The sequence below is a fragment of the Streptococcus infantis genome, assembly GCF_000963255.1.
GTDB classification, from domain to species: domain Bacteria; phylum Bacillota; class Bacilli; order Lactobacillales; family Streptococcaceae; genus Streptococcus; species Streptococcus nidrosiense.
This window is the reverse complement of sequence record NZ_JYOV01000003.1, coordinates 142992-161636: the sequence shown is the minus strand read 5'-3', so window position 1 is coordinate 161636 and position 18645 is coordinate 142992. Positions and strand designations below refer to the sequence as shown.

The window sequence follows — 18645 nt, the reverse complement described above, 5'->3', positions numbered from 1 at the left end:
TTTAATTCCTTTTATTTTTTAAACCATAAATCATTCAAAAATCCAGAGAAGATTAAGAATGAAATCATCACGACATGGAAGGTTATCACCATGCCAAGCAACTGAACCCAGCGATTCTCAGGCAAGGGAGCTTGCCCTGCTTTCTTACGTTCTTTATTGAGCGTTTTTTTCTTTCGAACCCAAGCATCATTAATGACTAAGCCCACTCCATGAAAGAGTCCGTAGGCGATGTAAAACCAAGTTATCCCATGCCAGAACCCCATAAGGAGCATGTTCAGGATATAGGCGACACTTGAGGTCACATTTCGATTCTTAAAAAGCTTCTTTCTCGTCATCACCATGACCATGCGCATAAAGACAAAGTCACGGAACCAGAATGATAAACTCATGTGCCAACGATTCCAAAATTCCTTCAAATCCCTTGATAAAAAGGGTTTGTTGAAGTTGATCGGACTACGAATCCCCATCAGATTTGAAATAGCTAGAGCAAACATAGAGTAACCTGCAAAGTCAAAGAAGAGCTCCAAACCAAATGTGTACATGATGGCCACTACATAATAGTTAAAGACGCCACCTGTTTGTAGAGCTAAATTCTTTAGCGGTGGTAATAAAATCTCGCCTAAAATATGAGCTAGGATAAATTTATACAGAAATCCCCACATGATATACCGAACGGACTCGGCTAGCATATCTAGCAACTCATCACGCTCTGGTATCGTCTTATAATTTTCATTAAAACGTTTGAAACGATCAATAGGACCACTTGAAAATGTCGGCATAAAGAGAAGAAAACGCAAATACTCCCACATCTTCAAATCCTTAATGACTCCATCTCTAAGTTCGATGATGATTCCCACCGAACGAAATGTCAAATAAGAAATTCCGATAAAACCCAGCAAGGATTGTGTTCCGTTAATGGCTGTTTGCGCCTTTACAAATATGATTGGAAGCAAAGACAACAGACTAACGAGATAGAAAATCCATTTGCCATCTCGAATTTTTCGATACTGCTTGTAAAAAAGAACCAACAAGATTTGCCAGATTAGATAGATCCCTAAGGCAGCCAATTGATTGGTCTTGCCACCCGTCAACATGGTAACGATAAAGAAGAGACTAACCAGTATTTCATACCAGGCAAAGCGTTTTTTGAAAAAAAGTCCGATAAAGATTGGCAAGGTAGCAGTAATCACGTACAAAAAGTACTGCGGATTCCCATACGGCTCAATATGAGGCAGCTGTTTCAGGAAATCCATCATCTATTATTCACCTCGTTAATTAATCCTTTGATATCAATCTTGCCATTTGGAGTCAGTGGCAATTCCTTTCTGTAAAGGAACTTAGACGGCATCATGTAAGACATCATAATATCTTCCAAGTCTTCCTTGATAGCTTTCGTGATATCAATTTCGCGCTCAAATTGTTCTTTGACGCCATCTTTTAAGATAACATAGGCCAAGAGATTTTGGACCTTGTGGTCTTTGTTGTAACGTGGAACTGCAACAGCAGATTCAACATACTTGGATTTGTTCAAGTTTTGAGAGACATCCTCTAGTTCAATACGATAGCCATTAAACTTGATCTGGAAGTCCATCCGTCCACCGTAAAGAAGAAGACCTTCATCCGTCATGCTTCCGACATCTCCCGTATGGTAGGCTGGCAGACCTTCAAATTCGAAGAAAGCTTCAGCTGTTTTTTCAGGATTGTTCATGTAGCCTTTTGAAACAGCTGGACCAGATACGATGATCTCCCCTTGTTCTCCATTTGGCAGTTTATTGCCCTCTTCATCGATGATAAAGGTTGGTGAATCAGGTTTCGTGTAACCAATCGGAAGACGTTTCAAGGTTACCAACATCTCATCTGTAACAGCAACTGCTGACAAAGCAACTGTTGCTTCCGTTGGACCGTAAGCATTGATGATACGCGCATTTGGAAAACGCTCGCGCAATTTCTGAGCAGTTTTAACTGTCAACTCTTCCCCATCAAAGTAAAAATGGGTAATGCCTGGCATCTTTTCAGCATTGAAATCTTCAGACAACATGGCCATATCTGCAAAAGATGGTGTTGAAGTCCAGATAGAAATTGGAAGTGAAAAGATAGTCGCAAAGAGCTGCTTAAAGTCTTGAGTAATGGCTGATGGGAGGGCAAAAAGCGTTCCTCCAAGAGCCAAGGTCGGTGCCCAGTACATGACAGACAAGTCAAAAGAATAGGGTGGTTGCGCCAACATTTGTGGACGATCTGGCGTCGCAAATTCCTTGTCCGTAATCATCCAGTTGGTAAAGCTGAGCAAATTATCATGCGAAATTTGCACCCCTTTTGGTTTTCCAGTTGTCCCTGATGTAAAGATGATGTAATAGTTATCATCCCCCTTGACCGGATGCTGCAAATCATAAGCTTTTTGAGCCGCATAAGCTTCACGCACCTGCTCCAAGGACATGATTGGAGCAGCTGGGGTTTCGATTGGAAACTCTGAAATAGCAATGATCAAGCTTGGCTCAGCCACTTCAAGAATGGCAGACACGCGCTCCAAGGCCGAATGGCTATCAATTGGGATATAGGCATGTCCTGACTTAGTCAGAGCTACAAAGGTAGCCAACATTTCATACTCCTGACCACCAAAAACGACTACTGGAGATTTTTCAGGTAATCCTAGCTGATCAATGGTTGCAGCCAAACTATCTGAATCAGCCTTTAAATCACCATAAGTGTGCTCTTGCCCTAAGACATTGTATACTGGAAAGGTAGGTTGAGTTTGGGCGAAATATTCAATCGCTTCAATCATATCTTTTATCGGCTTATTAGACACGATGATTTTTCTCCTTTAAACTAAAATTCATTGTAAATAAAGCTTCCCTGACTTTGTCCTAGGTAACTAAAAAAGTAAAGCAAACCAAGTAGAACAATAAAATACAGGACCGTTTGCCCTAAAAAAACATAAATTGGTTTCTTTTTATCCATAATTAACTTCTTTTTGTAAATTTTCAATAATTTTATGCAAATATACACTTACTATTTTTTCTTGTTCCCATTTTACCACTTTAGTCTCTTCATTTTCAACTGTTTACCATTTTTAAAAAGCACATTTTAGCCTATTTTTGTTATTTCTTCATAATTTCACTGATGTAAATAGATCACTTTAAAACGATAGTAGACACCCCACTCCCCCTTTGGGCATTTTTATGCTAAAATAGTAGCTATGGATAAAATTATTAAAACTATATCAGAAAGCGGGGCTTTTCGTGCTTATGTTCTTGATAGCACTGAAACCGTCCGCACTGCTCAAGAAAAACATCAAACCCAAGCTAGCTCAACTGTAGCACTTGGTCGCACCCTTATCGCCAGCCAGATTCTCGCAGCCAATGAAAAAGGAAATACCAAGCTAACGGTTAAAGTTCTTGGAACTAGCTCTCTAGGTGCCATCATCACCGTAGCTGATACCAAGGGGATCGTCAAAGGTTACGTTCAAAATCCTGGTGTTGACATCAAAAAGACTGCAACTGGTGAAGTTCTAGTCGGACCTTTTGTCGGCAATGGTCAATTTCTCGTTATCACAGACTACGGCACTGGAAATCCTTATAACTCTATGACTCCGCTTATCTCTGGAGAAATCGGAGAAGATCTTGCCTTCTATTTGACAGAAAGCCAGCAAACTCCGTCAGCAGTTGGGCTCAATGTCCTTTTGGACGAAGACGACAAGGTCAAAGTAGCAGGCGGTTTCCTTGTTCAAGTTTTGCCAGGAGCCAAGGAAGAAGAGATTGCTCGCTTTGAAAAACGCATCCAAGAAATGCCTGCCATTTCAACACTTCTCGAGAGTGAAGACCATATCGAAGCTCTTCTTAAAGCCATCTATGGTGACGATCCATACAAACGCTTGTCTGAAGAAGAGATTCGTTTCCAATGTGACTGCAGCAAAGAACGCTTTATGAAGGCTCTTTCTAGTCTCACAAGCTCAGACTTGCAGGAAATGAAGGACCAAGATCACGGGGCAGAAATCACTTGTCAATTCTGTCAAACAACTTACAACTTTAACGAAAATGATCTGGAGGAACTCATTCGTGACAAATCTTAATACACCTTTTATGATTGGCAATGTTGAGATTCCCAATCGTACCGTTTTAGCACCCATGGCTGGTGTAACCAACTCAGCCTTCCGCACCATTGCTAAAGAACTTGGGGCAGGCCTTGTTGTCATGGAAATGGTCTCTGACAAGGGAATCCAATACAACAACGAAAAAACTCTTCACATGCTTCATATCGATGAAGGCGAAAACCCAGTCTCTATCCAACTTTTTGGTAGCGATGAAGACAGCCTAGCACGCGCAGCAGAATTCATCCAAGAAAACACCAAGACCGATATCGTCGATATCAACATGGGCTGTCCAGTTAACAAAATCGTGAAAAACGAAGCTGGCGCTATGTGGCTCAAGGACCCTGATAAGATCTACTCTATTATTAACAAAGTTCAATCAGTCCTTGATATCCCTCTCACTGTCAAAATGCGTACAGGCTGGTCTGATCCATCTCTAGCTGTGGAAAATGCCCTCGCTGCGGAAGCTGCAGGTGTCTCTGCTCTTGCTATGCACGGTCGTACTCGTGAACAAATGTACACTGGGCATGCAGATTTGGAGACTCTCCACAAGGTTGCACAAGCTCTGACAAAAATTCCATTTATCGCTAACGGTGACATTCGCACTGTCCAAGAAGCTAAACAACGCATCGAAGAAGTCGGTGCTGATGCCGTTATGATTGGACGCGCAGCCATGGGAAATCCTTACCTCTTCAATCAAATCAATCACTACTTTGAAACTGGAGAAATCCTTCCTGATTTAACCTTTGAAGATAAGATGAACATCGCCTACGAGCATTTGAAACGCTTAATCAACCTCAAGGGAGAAAAGGTTGCGGTCCGTGAATTCCGTGGACTCGCTCCTCACTACCTCCGTGGAACATCAGGTGCAGCTAAACTTCGTGGAGCTATCTCACAAGCAAGCACACTGGCTGAGATTGAAGCACTATTGCAATTAGATAAGGCTTAAACTTCTATACTACCTTTCGAGTAAGGGTTGATTTCTCGCCCATCTCACACCACCATACGTATCGTTCGGCATACGGCGTTTTAACGTATAGCATTCAAGGTAACAATCCAACCCCCCCGTCTAACGGGTGGTTTGCACCAGGGCTATAAGCCCAAATTACCAGCCAGCGCCTAAAGACGCTGGCTTTCACCTTGTTCAAGCCTCATTGCTCTTGACTCGTCACTTGCCTCTTAAAGAGGCGTGAGTATTACTTACCACTATCCCTAAAGGGATCCTCATATTCTTTTACACTCAATTTATCTAGTGCTATATCATGCTTTACTCGTTCTCAAATTTTTATACTCGTGAAGAAATCATCCACTGGATAATTTCTTTAATCTTGAATATATTTCTTGATTGTGGCTTCATTAAGCCCTACTGCACTAACATAATAACCTTCCGCCCAGAAATGCCGATTCCCAAACTTGTACTTGAGGTTGGCGTGTTTGTCAATCATCATAAGTGCACTTTCACCTTTTAAATACCCCATGAAACTAGGAACACTTATCCTTGGTGGGATACTTACTAACATATGTACATGGTCTGGCATTAAGTGACCCTCGATAATTTCAACTCCTTTATAACTACACAAGCGATGAAATATTTCGCCTAAACTACTTCGATATTGATTATAAATGACTTTTCGTCTATACTTAGGGGTGAACACAAAGTGATAGAACACATCCACTTTGTGTGTGATAAACTGTGAGACTTTTGTACCATGGTTTTCTCCTTTCGCTTTACAATTGGCTTGAACACCCTTATTGTATCGCGTTTGGAGTTTTTTGGGTATAACCTTCGATGCGCACCCGCAATAGCGGGTGGTTTATTTGTCTCGCACCTCACGGAGTGAGACGAACTAATAATCACATAACACCAAAAATCTCTTAGAATCCATTTCTAAGAGATTTTTTCTTACTTCTCTTCCTCACAACCAGCCTTCTTCTTCGGCAGTTTTGGCTGCTTCGGTTCGGTTGCTGGCGCCTAGTTTGGAGAGGATATTGGTCATGTAATTACGGACGGTACCGTTTGAGAGGTAGAGCTTGTCAGCAATTTCTTGGTTGGAGAGGCCTTGGGCTACTCCATGTAAAACAGCGACTTCTTGCTCGGTCAAGGGATTGGGATGAGTCATCATGACTTCCATGAGCTCTGGAGAATATTCCTTGCGTCCCTCTAACACCGTATGTAGAGTTTGCATGAGCTCAGCGATGCTTCGCTCCTTCAAGACATAGGCGTCTACTCCTGCTTTGACTGCTCGTTCAAAATATCCTGGGCGTTTAAAGGTCGTGACGATAACCACCTTGGTTTCAGGCACTTCTTCTTTGATCCACTCAAGTGCTTCTAGTCCCGTCTTGACTGGCATTTCAACGTCAAGGATGGCAATATCTACTGCTTCTTTCCCCAATACCTCGATAGCCTCGCCTCCATTTTTTGCCTGCAAGACAGTCTCCACATCTGGTTGAAAGCTTAAGAGCTGACACATGGCGTCTCTAAGCATACTTTGATCTTCTGCGACTAATACTTTCATCTACTTTCTCTCCTTATAAGGCAGATGCACGCGCACCTCTGTTGGATGTTTCAAGCTGACCAGCTCTACTTGACCTGAGAAGGCTGCAGCACGATCTCGGACTGTATGAAGTTCATTTCCTTTTACAGTTGCAAAACCTTTCCCGTCATCTCTAACTGTCAATAGCAATTCCTGGTCTGTGCGTTCCAATTTTAGATAGGCTTTTTCAGCGCTGGCATGCTTGATGATATTGGTCGCCAGTTCTAACAAAACCATAGCAGCCGTCGACTCTACATCCTGGGTCAAACTAGCCTTGTCCAATTGATTGTCAACCTCAACCTCAATCCCAGCAATCTCCAGCATTTTCTTGACAGTTTCAAGCTCTGAAGCTAGGGTCCGTGATTTCAGATTTTCCACGATGGTACGCACTTCATTCATGGAATCTTTGCTGATCTGGTGAATTTCTTTTAATTCCTTCTCCACCTGTGGATAGGCCTGCATCTGAAATAACTGCAAGGCTAAATCTGTCTTGACACTCAGCATAGCAAAGGTATGTCCCAGACTATCATGCAAATCCTGACCGATACGACTGCGTTCATTTTCAGCAAGCAATAGATTTATCTGGGCATTTTGCTTGGCCTGAGCTTCTTTCAAATCCTCCACAATGCGAATCCGAACCAAACCCAATGTCATCAAATCGACAAAAGTAAGAATCCCAAGCTCAAAGGCTACAGCCTCAGTTTCGACTGACTGAAACATCATGAGTTGTCCAACAACAAGAACTTGAGCAAGGAGAAAAGTCCAGACATGAAGAGAACGTAGGCTACGCACTCTAAAATGATAAATCAAGAGATTGGCAAGGAAAAAGAAAAACCAGACATAGTTGCCATAAATAAAGACGGTATTCCCAGCTACATAGGCTAGCATGATAATCCAAAAGAGCCAGGATAAGCGCTGACTCTTGGTGGTTAAAACGCCTAAGTAAGCCACCACAAATAGAATATCAACTAGTAAATGCCAGCTAGGAATTTCCCCAACTACTGCAGAGAGGATAGGGAAAACCATAAAAATCAAACTGGCCAAAAACATATAGTGTATGCTTTTCAGTCTTTCAAGCATTAAGCATTCTCCTTATGACCTTGAAGGTAAATAGTCAAACCAAACAAAACTGCTGAAAAAACAAGTAGATAAACTGTGGCTGATAAATTGATGCCACCCTCGTTTAAGAAGGTTTTAAGCAACTCCATCAACTGATAGGTTGGTAGACACTTCCCGATTGCTTGCATCCAGTCTGGAAATAAAGAGATGGGCATCCAGAGTCCGCCTAAAACAGCCAAGCCTAGATAGAGAAGATTGCCCACGACAGACATCAACTGACTAGACGGTAAGAGTGTCAGGGTTAAGCCAAGCGCTACAAAGGCTATACTTCCCACAATCAGCAAGAGCGCAGCCCCAATCCAGCTTCCTAAAGGCATATCCACACCTCTGACCAAGTGCCCAACTGAGAAAACAACCAGAATTGAAACCAGATAATCAACCATCATACTTGTTATCTTTGATAGATAATATTCTACCATATTTACTGGAGTATGGCGTAATGTTTTCTGCCAGTTGTTGATCTTATCGGTATGTAAAACAGCTGGGAATGAAAACATGGCTGTCGACATCATGGAAAAGGCCGTCATAGAGATAAGGTAGTCGCGCATAAAATTTGCTGGCCCATCTGGTGTATCCTGGTACATGCCTGAAAAGAATAAATAGAAGGCCGTCGGCATTCCTACGGATAATAGATAATAGACTAATTGTCGTTTGGTCAATAGAAATTCTATCTTGTTTAGTGCGATCAATCGTTTCATCTTAGTCATCTCCCTTTTGTGTTTCTTCAAAGATTGTATCTAGCAAGCTACGGTTATTGACTTCAATTTCTTGTATCCTACAGCCTGCCTGGACTAACAGTTGCCAAAAAGCATCTGCTTCGCGTGTGACTACTTGCAGGGCATCTTGCTTTTGTGACCAATTTTCAACCAAGTTAGACTGCTCAACGACTTCCTTGTAGGCTAGAGGAAGGATAAAGTGTTTTTCAATCTCCTCACTGCGCATGGCTAGAGGTGTTGTATCACGAATCAACTCTCCCTTATTTAAGACCAAAATCCGGTCAGCAGTATGCTCTACCTCTTCGATATAATGGGACGAATAGAGAATGGTAACTCCCTGCGCTTTTAGATCCTGGACAATTTCCCAAAATCGTTGACGGGTTGAGGTATCCATGGCCGCAGTTGGCTCATCTAAAAAGACAAGCTTTGGTCGGCCAATCAAGGCCAAGACAAAAGAGAAGAGACGCTTCTGCCCACCTGACAATTTTTCTGCGAATTGTTCTTTTTGTTGCTTGTTAAACTGCAGTAGTTGATCGATTTCCTGGTTGCTCAAGGGATTTGGGTAAATGCTTTGAAAGAAAGCAATCAACTCTTTGACCTTTAATTTCTGAACGATGACATTTTCTTGAGGGAGGTAGGATCTTGTGTAGTCTAACTGAGAGCTCGTCACTGGCAAGCCTTGGATGGATACTTGACCGCTGGTGACCAGTTTATCTCCAAGCAAACAGTCCAAGAGTGTTGTCTTACCGGCTCCATTTGGACCAATCAAGGCGACGCATTCGCCTTCAGCCACCTCAAAGGAAATATCCTTCAATATAGCCTTGCTCTTAATGCTTTTATTTAGGCTTTCTACCTTAATCATGTTCATGATATTCTCCTTTCAACCACTCCTTCCCCATCGGAAAGGCGATAAAAATCATAAATCCTAGTCCCCAGGCACCGCGGATGACTTGGTGAAGGAAGGCTTGGTCAAACCACCCTGTAAACATTTCGACCAACCATACCACTAGTGACAGTCCAATAAAGAGATAGAGAATCGCTTTTTTCATTTTTCAAACTCCTTTTTCACATCTGAAACCAATTTCAAACCTTCTCGGATCAACCAAGACATCATACCAAATCCTGCAAATAGCTCCCAAGGAAAATGATAGAAGCCTTCGTCTAATCCTGAAAACATGAGATAAGTCATGACTCCTGCTGCTACTAAACTCATTGCGATAATTACTTTATGTTTCATTTTTTCTTCCTCCATTTGATACATCTATTATAATTCTTTGAAGGTTGTGTCACTAGAAGCTTCTGTCATGAGGAGATATGACAAATGTCACAAAAAGTCTACTCAGCTATGAAAATAGAATTCTTTCCAAATCAAAAAAGGTCGGGAAAATCCCGACCTCTTTCGTTTTCTATTTAATCTTTATTCCACACTGAAAAGATATGGGTAAACTGGTTGTTGACCTTGGTGGATTTCTACTTCTACATCTTCGAATTCTTCTGTGATTTCTTGGGCGATTTGGTTAGCCAATTCTTCACTTCCGTCTTCTCCGACATAGAAAGTTACGATTTCACTGTCTTCATCCAACATATGTTTCAAAGTTTCAGTCAAGGTTTGGTGCATATCAGGGTTTGATACGAGGATCTTACCATCAACCATACCAAGATTGTCATTTTCATGGATTTCCAAACCATCGATAGTCGTGTCACGAACGGCTGTTGTTACACTACCGCTGACCACATCACCAAGAGCTGCTGTCATGCGTTCTTTATTTTCTTCGATAGACTTGCTTGGATCGAAGGCAAGAAGACTAGTCAATCCTTGAGGAAGGGTACGAGCTTCTACCACTACTGCTGGTTGTTCCAATACTTCAGCTGCAGATTGAGCTGCCATGAAGATATTTTTGTTGTTTGGCAAGAAGATAATGTTACGAGCATTGACTTGCTCAACAGCCTTGATAAAGTCTTCTGTCGAAGGGTTCATGGTTTGTCCACCTTCGATGACATAGTCCACACCTTGAGCACGGAAGATGTCTGCCAAGCCTTGTCCAGCTACTACTGCGATAATAGCATATTCTTTTTCTTCAGCTGGTTTGCTGACTTGAGCTGCTTCTTTTTCCACTTGTGCTTCGTGTTGGTTACGCATGTTATCGACTTTAACCTTAACCAAGCTACCATATTTGAGACCTTCTTGCATAACAAGACCTGGATCTTCTGTATGGACGTGAACTTTAACGATTTCATCGTCATTGACAACAAGCAATGAGTCCCCAAGTTCGTTCAAGTAGTTACGGAATTCTTCGTAGTCAAACTCTTTAGCATAAGTTGGACCTTGTTTAAGGGCAACCATGATCTCCGTACAATAACCAAAAGTAATATCTTCTGTTGCCACATGTCCAGCTACAGACTTGTGGTGTTCTGCATTGATCATTTCACTCATGTTGGCTGGAGTAGCTACAAAGTCTTCAGAAGCGCTGTATTCACCAGTAAGAGCTGAAAGGAAACCTTCATAGATGAAGACCAAACCTTGACCACCTGAGTCTACAACTCCAACTTCCTTTAATACTGGAAGCATGTCTGGAGTCTTAGCAAGGGCTGTTTTAGCTCCTTCCAAGGCTGCACGCATCACCTCAATGGCATCGTCTGTCTGCTCGGCTTTTTTCTTAGCACCAATGGCAGCACCACGTGATACGGTCAAGATTGTTCCTTCAACTGGCTTCATAACGGCCTTGTAGGCCACTTCAACACCTGATTGGAAGGCAAGAGCTAGGTCTTTTCCTGTTAATTCATCTTTTTCCTTGATAGCTTGCGAAAATCCGCGGAAAAGCTGAGAAGTGATAACTCCTGAGTTCCCACGCGCACCCATCAAAAGACCTTTAGCCAAGATACTTGCGGCCTCACCAACTGTTGAAGCTGGTTTGTCTGCTACTTCTTTAGCACCATTTTCGATAGTCATTCCCATGTTTGTTCCTGTATCTCCATCTGGAACTGGGAAGACGTTCAATGAGTTGACATATTCGGCTTGCTTGTTCAAACGAGTAGATGCAGCCTGTACCATTTCTTGAAATAAGCTTGTAGTAATATTTGACACGATTATTCTCCTACAACTTTGATATTTTGAATATAGACATTCACAGTTTGAGCAGTAATGCCAAGTTGGTTTTCCAAACTAAAACGGACACGCTCTTGGATATTTTTTGAGACTTCACTGATTTTTGTTCCGTAGCTCAACACGGTATATACATCAACTGCAATGCTACCATCTTCGGCCGCTTTTACAACGACACCTTTAGAATAATTTTCCTTCCCAAGGAGGGCTTGGAAATTATCTTTGAGGGCTTTCTTACTTGCCATACCGACCACACCAAAAATCTCAGTTGCTGCACCGCCTACAACGGTAGCAATCACTTCATCTGTTAGTTCGATTTGACCATCTTTTGTATTAATTTTTACAGTCATTTTTTCTACCTCAACTAGTTGATACTCTATTTTATCATATTTCAAGCCAAGTGTAAAAGCAGAATACTGTATCGGCGGATATTTGCTCCTTTGACAAGGGATTTTGAGCTCAGAGCAAAAGAAAAAGACCTGATGGCCTTTTACTCTTTATTAAACGCGTTCTACTTTACCTGATTTCAAAGCACGAGCTGAAGCCCAAACTTTTTTAGGTTTACCATCGATAAGTACAGTAACTTTTTGAAGGTTTGGTTTTACGGCACGTTTTGTTTGGTTCATCGCGTGTGAACGATTGTTTCCTGATACAGTCTTACGACCTGTAAAGTAACATACTTTAGCCATTTGTGTTTTCCTCCTATTAGATCTAATATAGCGGATGTGCTAGCACCACATACTGTACTATGTTATCACACTTTCTCTTTTTTGGCAAGGGGATTGGAATATTTTTTTATTTAACGTAAACAACTTCTAATTTCCCAAAAACAACGTCTCCACGAATAATCAAAGTTTTGCTGGTTGGGGCTGTCGCCACTTCGACCTGCGGATTGCTAAACACTGATTCTACCCTAAGATCCACTTTCCAATGTTGAGGGATATAAATGGTTGCACTTCCAAAAACTACGTCCACACTTAAGATTGCTACATCACCCAGAATATTTGCATTATCATAGTAAATCTTAGCATCTCCAAAAACAGCTTCCACTTGGTCTTCTACCAAGTCCTGGTCTTGATTATAAAAAGTCCCACTACCAAAAACGATTTCCTTATCAGTAGAAACTTTTTTCTCTCTATTGATCCACAATGTCTTTCCACTCCATGTCTTGTTCGAGTGAGTCAGCATACTTACTCCGAGAACGATTAGAACTCCCGCCCAGAACAATGACTGATTGGGAATTGGTAAAATATCATAAAAATGATTGGCTATCATGAGGGCCACTAGGGCTGTAAAAGAGGCTGAAGTTAAGTGGCGACGCAACAAAGCCTCAACTGATTGATAGGCAAAAAATCCAATACCGATCAAGGGCCAAATGTGTCCTCCTAGAGAAGGAATCCCAAAATTCCCCTGCAATAATACTAAGGCTGCCAATACTAGCAACACAATACCAAATGCTTTCTTTTTCATGTTCTTACCTCATGTTTCTTAGATTTTCTTTTAGGAGGGATTGGTAGTGTCGTGACACGTGAACCTCCTTGTGGGTTTGATAAAAGGAAATAGTGCCTGTACCTGAGAAGGACTTGTCCACCGAGTAAACCTGCCGGATATTAGCAATGGTAGACTTGGATACCCGACTGAAATAGCGGGGGAGAATGGACTCCAACTCATAAAGCTTGAGTCGAACCTCGTAGGCTTCTTTCTGGGTATGAGCGTAAATCTTGCTACCTTCTGTCTCAAAAAAGAGAATCTCCGACAAGTCTAAGTAGTACTCACCCGTCCCCTTGTAAAAAATCAACCTAGGAGCCTTGGTTTCTTGCAAGAGTCGTTGCAAGTCAGCTATTTCATCTGTCAGGGCTGCAGCCTTGATGACAATCTCTGTCTCAGTTAATTCACTATCAATCTCGATTCGTAACTTCATCCTATCTCCTTTCTGCATCTACTATACCAAAGGCCAGAGGACTTTACAAGGGCAAAAAAGCAAGTGGTCACTTTTGACCCGTAAGTGGTTACGAGGCCAGACCCACTTGCTTTGCATTTCACAAAATAAAGAAAAGAATTCCCCAAAGGAGGCCACAGGCATAGCCTACCAGAACATCCTTGGGATAATGAACCCCTCCTAAGACCCGCACAAGACCGAGAAGAGCTGACAAGACCAATAAAATCAAGCCCACAGACAGATTTGCATGCACACAAGCCATGGAAATGATAGTCGCTGAAAAGACGTGGCGGCTGGGCATTGAATTGCCAGAACTGTCCTTGTCTAGTAGAGGGACAATTCCCCAAGTTTCATAAGGGCGTGGTTGATTGATCCACTTACGAACTAGCGTCAATAGGACAAAGCCAAAAGCTGGCACCATGATATAAGCAGCAAGTTCTTGTCCCAAGCCCTTGGTTATAAGACTTGTCCCCAGCAAAGTCAAGTAGGCTAAGGGCATCAGAACTGTCATCATGCGATTAAAAACTCGCATCAATTGTAATAGCTGTGGATGACGAAGGAGACTTGATTTCCTTTTATCGTACCACTCTTGATAGTTTTTCATGTCTATTTCTCATACTCTTCTAGGACCTGCTGGGCTGTTTTCTCCTTGGCAAGCCAGTCCACTAATTTGTCCAGACGGCGGATTTCCTGCATCAGAGGGTCCTCAATTTCCTCAATACGAATCCCACAAATCTTACCTGTAATCGCAATCCGTTCAGGTACATAAGACGGTGCCTGTCGAAAAAAATCTCCGTAGGTAAGGTCCCTATCCAGACAAGCAAGGATGTCACTCACCTCATAACCTGTCAGCCAACTGGTCACTTGGTGAACGGATTCTACCCTTCCACCCTTTCGCTCAACCTTTGCAATCAAGGCTGGATAGACCGCAGAAAATTTCATATTGTATAATTTCTGACTCATACATTCCTCTTTCTATTATACCAGTATAAAGAAGAAAAAGAAGGCCGTCAAGCCTTCTTTGGTTTTATTCTTCTACTTCATCTTCTGTAAATTGACTATTGTAGAGGTCAGCATAGAAACCACTCTGAGCCATGAGCTCATCGTGATTGCCTTGCTCAATGATATTTCCATCTTTCATGACCAGGATTAAGTCCGCATTACGGATAGTTGACAAGCGATGGGCGATGACAAAGGATGTGCGTCCTTCCATCAAACGGTCCATGGCTTTCTGAATCAACTCCTCTGTACGTGTATCGACTGAAGATGTCGCTTCGTCCAGAATCAAAAGTGGAGAATCTTTGAGAAGGGCACGAGCGATGGTCAAGAGTTGTTTCTGTCCGACTGACAAGGTCACTGTATCATCCAAAACAGTATCGTATCCATCAGGTAAGGTTGTGATAAAGTGGTGGATCCCTACTGCTTTGGCTGCTTCAATCACGCGCTCTTCACTAATCCCAGTTTGATTATAAATGAGATTATCACGAATGATTCCTTCAAAGAGCCAAGTATCCTGCAAGACCATTGAAAAGGCATCATGCACTTCTGAACGTTTCATCTTCTTGGTATCCACATCATCAATGCGAATGCTTCCTTTATCAATCTCATAGAACTTCATCAAGAGGTTGACGATAGTAGTCTTCCCAGCTCCAGTCGGCCCGACAATGGCAACCTTTTGACCCGCATGAGCTGTCGCAGAAAAGTCATGAATGATGGTTCGCTCAGGAGTGTAACCAAAGGAAACTCGGTCAAAGACAACTTCACCCTTCATACCGGTCAATTGTCTTTCCTTATGAGATTCGTCTTCCATCTCAGCTTCGCCTAGAAACTCAAAGACACGGGTCATAGCTGCACTAGCTTGTTGCAAACTTGTAATCCCTTGGGCAATCTGTGATAAGGGTTGCGAGAAGGTACGAACATAAACCATGAAGGCTACGATGATCCCAATACTGATATGTCCTTCAAGAGCTAGGACTGCACCGACGATGATTACCAAAACATAGCTAAAGTTTCCAACAAAGATCATTGCTGGCATCATGATTCCAGAAATAAATTGAGATTTCCAAATACTATCATGTAGGTCTTGATTCAATCCTGCGAATGTTTCTTTAGTGGTGTCCACAGCGTTATAGCTGGTCACCACATTGTGACCTGAGTACATTTCTTCCACATAACCATTGACAGCTGCTAGATTGTTTTGTTGAGCTTTAAAGTAGCCTTGTGACTTGGCCATAATGACTGAAACAGCCGCAAAACCTACAAGGGTTGAAACAACTGTTACCAATGCCAAAATCCAGTTCATGCCAAACATGGTAATCAAAACAGCGATTAGCAAGAAGCTAGCTGAGATAACGGTCCCTAGACTTTGGTTGAGGGATTGTGCTGCTGTATCAACGTCATTGGTCACACGAGAAAGGGTGTCCCCTTGAGAATGACGGTCAAAATAAGCAAGTGGCAGACGATTAATTTTTTCAGCAATGGCCGTCCGCAAGCGTTTTGAAAAATGTTGGATACTCGTTGAAAAGATATAGGCTTGCGTATAGTTGAGAATGGCACCAAGCACATATAAAACAGCTAAAAAGCTGGCGATACTTGACACAGCTACCAAATCGATTTCTGTAGCCAAACCATCTGAAATCAAGTTGGTGATTTCCTTAATCTTAGTTGGTCCATAAACAGTGACAATACTTGAACATACAGCAGCCACGACAGCTACTAGTAGAGGAAGTTGGAGACCTGCTAGAAAAGGTTTGTATTGTTTCCAAAGGGACGTCTTCTTATTTTCCATGTTCCAATTCCTCCTTCGATAGTTGTGAATAGGCAATTTCTTGGTAAACTTCGTTGGTTGCAAGAAGTTCCTTGTGGGTGCCTTGCCCCACGACTTTACCTTGATCCAATACTAAGATCAAGTCAGCATCCATGATTGTTGAAATACGTTGGGCAACGATTAACTTAGTCATAGATTGCGTTTTTTCAGCTAGTTCTTGGCGCAAGATACGGTCTGTCTTGTAGTCCAAGGCCGAGAATGAATCATCAAAAATGAGAATTTCTGGTTTACGAGCCAAGGCACGCGCAATGGCCAGACGTTGTCTTTGTCCTCCTGAGAAGTTGGTCCCACCTTGAGCCACTTCTGAGTTTAGACCTGCTTCCTTATCTTCGATGAAGCTTTTAGACTGGGCCAACTCAAGAGCTTGCCACATAGCAGTCTCGCTTAGCGGAGTTTCTGGACTCTTACCAAAGTCTAGATTCCCCTTGACATCTCCTGAGAAGAGAACAGCTTTTTGTGGGATATAGCCGACTTTATTCCGCAAGTCTTCCAAATCATAATTCTGCACATTGACACCGTCTACTAGGATTTCCCCATCAGATACATCATAAAAACGAGGCAAGAGGTTCACAAGCGTAGATTTACCAGAACCAGTTGAGCCGATAAAGGCAATGGTTTGTCCTGCTTCTGCCTTGAAACTGACATGCTCCACAACCGCTTCTGAGTTTTTAGAATAGCGGAAGGTTACATCACGGAATTCCACTTGACCTTGAATAGATGAATCTGCCGTCTGTGGTTGACTAGGATTTTCAATAGAAGAATGCAAGTCTAGCACTTGATTGATACGTCCTGCAGAAACCAAGGTACGAGGAAGGACGAAAAAGAGAGCACCCATGAGCAAGAAGCCCATCACGACCTGCATGGCATAAGACATGAAGACCACCATATCACTAAAGAGTGGTAGACGGTCTGTCAGGCTAGCATCGTTGATGATATAGGCTCCAATCCAGTAGATAGCCAGACTCAAGCCACTCGAAATCGCCATCATAATGGGATTCATAATCGCAATCAAGCGGTTGACAAAGAGATTGAGACGGGTGACTTCATCATTAGCTTCCTCAAATTTCTGATCTTGGTAGTCCTCAGCATTATAAGCACGCACCACTCGAATCCCTGTCAAACTTTCACGAGTAATACTATTGAGTTTATCTGTCAATTTTTGAATGACAGATTGTTTAGGAAAGGCTAGAGTCATGAGAACAGTTGTCATTAAAACATTGACAATGACGGCCACTACAACAGCCCAGAGCCAGTATTCTGACTTGCCAAGGATTTTCCCAATAGCCCAGATAGCCATGATAGGTCCACGAGTGACCACCTGGAGTCCCATGGTAAAGAGCATCTGAATCTGCGTAACATCATTGGTCGTCCGAGTCAAAAGGCTGGGGATTGAAAAACGTTTAATCTCTGTCTGAGAGTAATCCAAAACACGATTAAAAATATCACTTCGTAAGTGAGTTGTGTAAGATGCCGCAACTCGAGAAGCGAAGAATCCAACTGTTACGGATGATAGAAAGGCCAAAAGTGACAAGCCCATCATCTTAATAGCTGGTGACCAAAGGTCCCCTAACTCCGTGCCTGAAGTTCCAAGTAATTTTGTTATTTCTGAAATATAAGTCGGTACTTCTAACTCGAGATAGACCGAGAAACAGGTAAAGAGAACTGTCATTAGAATCATGCCCCACTCTTTTCCTGTGATACGCTTAGCGAGTTTCTTCATGATTACCTCCTATTTTTTCTACATTAGCCTGTAATTGCCCCATGACTTCCTCAAAAATAGCTAGTTTTTCCTCAGATACTCCATCGAGTAAACTGCGGTCAATTCGATCAAAGAAAGACTTGACCTGCTTCATTTGAGAGCGAGATTTTTCAGTCAAATGAACAAATTTTGCTCGTTTATCACTTGGGCTTGCCTCCAACTCTACCAAACCATTTTGCACCATACGCTTCACTAAATTGCTGGCAACTGACTTGGTGACATTGAGTTCTTGTTCAATATCCTTGATAAGTGTCAATTCTTGATCCTGCTCACGACGATCTAAAAAACGGAGAACCTGTCCTTGCGGCCCACCCATAAATTCGATACCACAACGCTTGGCTTCCTTTTGTACCATGAGGTGAACCTGATGCCCAAAACGTTTAAAGACCAACATCGGTTTATCCATGTTTTCTCCCTTCTAAATAAAAATAGTTCTCTGGAGAACAATTAAGTTTTTATGAGAACTATTTTATCATTTTCAAATAGGATGTCAAGAAAAAAGTTTTCTAGAGAACTATCTAAGCAGAAATTGACATTAGGTAGTATTTTATCTATAATAAACAC

Annotated in this window: 21 protein-coding genes and 1 pseudogene; 2 read left to right on the top strand and 20 right to left on the bottom strand. The window is 42.2% G+C overall.

Translation table 11 applies throughout. The features are described from left to right. Nucleotides 1–11: 11 nt before the first annotated feature. Genes dltB through TZ96_RS01535 form a run of 3 tightly spaced genes read right to left on the bottom strand, consistent with a single transcriptional unit; the run spans nucleotide 12 to nucleotide 2955 of the window. On the bottom strand, nucleotides 12–1256 hold the full coding sequence (gene dltB, locus TZ96_RS01545) for a D-alanyl-lipoteichoic acid biosynthesis protein DltB (RefSeq protein WP_045762609.1): 1245 nt from the start codon (nucleotides 1254–1256) through the stop codon (nucleotides 12–14). Next, nucleotides 1253–2803 (bottom strand): D-alanine--poly(phosphoribitol) ligase subunit DltA, encoded by a 1551-nt coding sequence (gene dltA, locus TZ96_RS01540; protein WP_045762608.1) that lies wholly within the window; start codon nucleotides 2801–2803, stop codon nucleotides 1253–1255. The genes dltB and dltA overlap by 4 nt, the downstream gene beginning before the upstream one ends. Nucleotides 2804–2823: 20 nt before the next feature. Then, nucleotides 2824–2955 (bottom strand): teichoic acid D-Ala incorporation-associated protein DltX, encoded by a 132-nt coding sequence (locus TZ96_RS01535; RefSeq protein WP_000358457.1) that lies wholly within the window; start codon nucleotides 2953–2955, stop codon nucleotides 2824–2826. 238 nt (nucleotides 2956–3193) lie between these two features. On the opposite strand from TZ96_RS01535, the gene hslO reads away from it, so the two are divergent. Continuing rightward, nucleotides 3194–4066 carry an Hsp33 family molecular chaperone HslO gene (hslO, locus tag TZ96_RS01530; protein WP_045762607.1) on the top strand — a complete coding sequence of 291 codons (873 nt, stop codon included), beginning with the start codon at nucleotides 3194–3196 and terminating at the stop codon, nucleotides 4064–4066. Then, nucleotides 4053–5033, top strand: coding sequence for a tRNA dihydrouridine synthase DusB (gene dusB / locus TZ96_RS01525; RefSeq protein ID WP_000183319.1), 981 nt, complete (start codon nucleotides 4053–4055; stop codon nucleotides 5031–5033). The genes hslO and dusB overlap by 14 nt, the downstream gene beginning before the upstream one ends. 247 nt (nucleotides 5034–5280) lie before the next feature. Here dusB and tnpA read toward each other — a convergent pair. The 17 genes and pseudogenes from tnpA to TZ96_RS01440 form a co-directional block, all read right to left on the bottom strand. Beyond that, nucleotides 5281–5795 (bottom strand): annotated as a pseudogene (tnpA, locus tag TZ96_RS01520) (IS200/IS605 family transposase). Nucleotides 5796–6000: 205 nt separating this feature from the next. Continuing rightward, nucleotides 6001–6600 carry a response regulator transcription factor gene (locus TZ96_RS01515; protein WP_045762606.1) on the bottom strand — a complete coding sequence of 200 codons (600 nt, stop codon included), beginning with the start codon at nucleotides 6598–6600 and terminating at the stop codon, nucleotides 6001–6003. Further along, nucleotides 6601–7698 carry a sensor histidine kinase gene (locus tag TZ96_RS01510; protein ID WP_045762605.1) on the bottom strand — a complete coding sequence of 366 codons (1098 nt, stop codon included), beginning with the start codon at nucleotides 7696–7698 and terminating at the stop codon, nucleotides 6601–6603. Then, the gene (locus TZ96_RS01505) at nucleotides 7698–8435 is read right to left on the bottom strand and encodes an ABC transporter permease (protein WP_045762604.1); all 738 of its coding nucleotides are present in this window, start codon (nucleotides 8433–8435) and stop codon (nucleotides 7698–7700) included. The genes TZ96_RS01510 and TZ96_RS01505 overlap by 1 nt, the downstream gene beginning before the upstream one ends. A gap of 1 nt (nucleotide 8436) precedes the next feature. Further along, entirely contained in the window at nucleotides 8437–9321 is an 885-nt protein-coding gene (locus TZ96_RS01500; RefSeq protein ID WP_045762603.1) for an ABC transporter ATP-binding protein, read from the bottom strand. Continuing rightward, entirely contained in the window at nucleotides 9308–9502 is a 195-nt protein-coding gene (locus TZ96_RS01495) for a hypothetical protein (RefSeq protein ID WP_004250555.1), read from the bottom strand. The genes TZ96_RS01500 and TZ96_RS01495 overlap by 14 nt, the downstream gene beginning before the upstream one ends. Continuing rightward, the gene (locus tag TZ96_RS01490; protein ID WP_025171227.1) at nucleotides 9499–9705 is read right to left on the bottom strand and encodes a hypothetical protein; all 207 of its coding nucleotides are present in this window, start codon (nucleotides 9703–9705) and stop codon (nucleotides 9499–9501) included. The genes TZ96_RS01495 and TZ96_RS01490 overlap by 4 nt, the downstream gene beginning before the upstream one ends. 165 nt (nucleotides 9706–9870) lie before the next feature. Next, nucleotides 9871–11538: a DAK2 domain-containing protein gene (locus TZ96_RS01485; protein ID WP_045762602.1), complete on the bottom strand. Its 1668-nt coding sequence runs from the start codon at nucleotides 11536–11538 to the stop codon at nucleotides 9871–9873. A 2-nt stretch (nucleotides 11539–11540) separates the two neighbouring features. After that, the gene (locus TZ96_RS01480) at nucleotides 11541–11906 is read right to left on the bottom strand and encodes an Asp23/Gls24 family envelope stress response protein (protein WP_000216431.1); all 366 of its coding nucleotides are present in this window, start codon (nucleotides 11904–11906) and stop codon (nucleotides 11541–11543) included. 150 nt (nucleotides 11907–12056) lie between these two features. After that, nucleotides 12057–12245 (bottom strand): 50S ribosomal protein L28, encoded by a 189-nt coding sequence (gene rpmB / locus TZ96_RS01475; protein ID WP_001140948.1) that lies wholly within the window; start codon nucleotides 12243–12245, stop codon nucleotides 12057–12059. A 106-nt stretch (nucleotides 12246–12351) separates the two neighbouring features. After that, nucleotides 12352–13026 carry a LiaF transmembrane domain-containing protein gene (locus TZ96_RS01470; protein WP_045762601.1) on the bottom strand — a complete coding sequence of 225 codons (675 nt, stop codon included), beginning with the start codon at nucleotides 13024–13026 and terminating at the stop codon, nucleotides 12352–12354. Nucleotides 13027–13030: 4 nt separating this feature from the next. Next, nucleotides 13031–13477, bottom strand: a complete 447-nt coding sequence (locus TZ96_RS01465; RefSeq protein WP_000776599.1) for a LytTR family DNA-binding domain-containing protein — start codon at nucleotides 13475–13477, stop codon at nucleotides 13031–13033. Between the two features lie 118 nt (nucleotides 13478–13595). Beyond that, nucleotides 13596–14099 carry a phosphatase PAP2 family protein gene (locus TZ96_RS01460; protein WP_045762600.1) on the bottom strand — a complete coding sequence of 168 codons (504 nt, stop codon included), beginning with the start codon at nucleotides 14097–14099 and terminating at the stop codon, nucleotides 13596–13598. 2 nt (nucleotides 14100–14101) lie between these two features. Continuing rightward, the gene (locus tag TZ96_RS01455) at nucleotides 14102–14458 is read right to left on the bottom strand and encodes a DUF2200 domain-containing protein (protein ID WP_045762599.1); all 357 of its coding nucleotides are present in this window, start codon (nucleotides 14456–14458) and stop codon (nucleotides 14102–14104) included. A gap of 64 nt (nucleotides 14459–14522) precedes the next feature. After that, nucleotides 14523–16283: an ABC transporter ATP-binding protein gene (locus tag TZ96_RS01450; protein ID WP_045762598.1), complete on the bottom strand. Its 1761-nt coding sequence runs from the start codon at nucleotides 16281–16283 to the stop codon at nucleotides 14523–14525. Beyond that, nucleotides 16273–18042: an ABC transporter ATP-binding protein gene (locus TZ96_RS01445; protein WP_045762597.1), complete on the bottom strand. Its 1770-nt coding sequence runs from the start codon at nucleotides 18040–18042 to the stop codon at nucleotides 16273–16275. Before TZ96_RS01445 ends, TZ96_RS01450 begins: the two co-directional genes overlap by 11 nt. After that, a complete protein-coding gene (locus TZ96_RS01440) occupies nucleotides 18026–18487 on the bottom strand; it encodes a MarR family winged helix-turn-helix transcriptional regulator (RefSeq protein WP_045762596.1) in 462 nt (153 codons plus the stop codon). Before TZ96_RS01440 ends, TZ96_RS01445 begins: the two co-directional genes overlap by 17 nt. Nucleotides 18488–18645 lie beyond the last annotated feature (158 nt).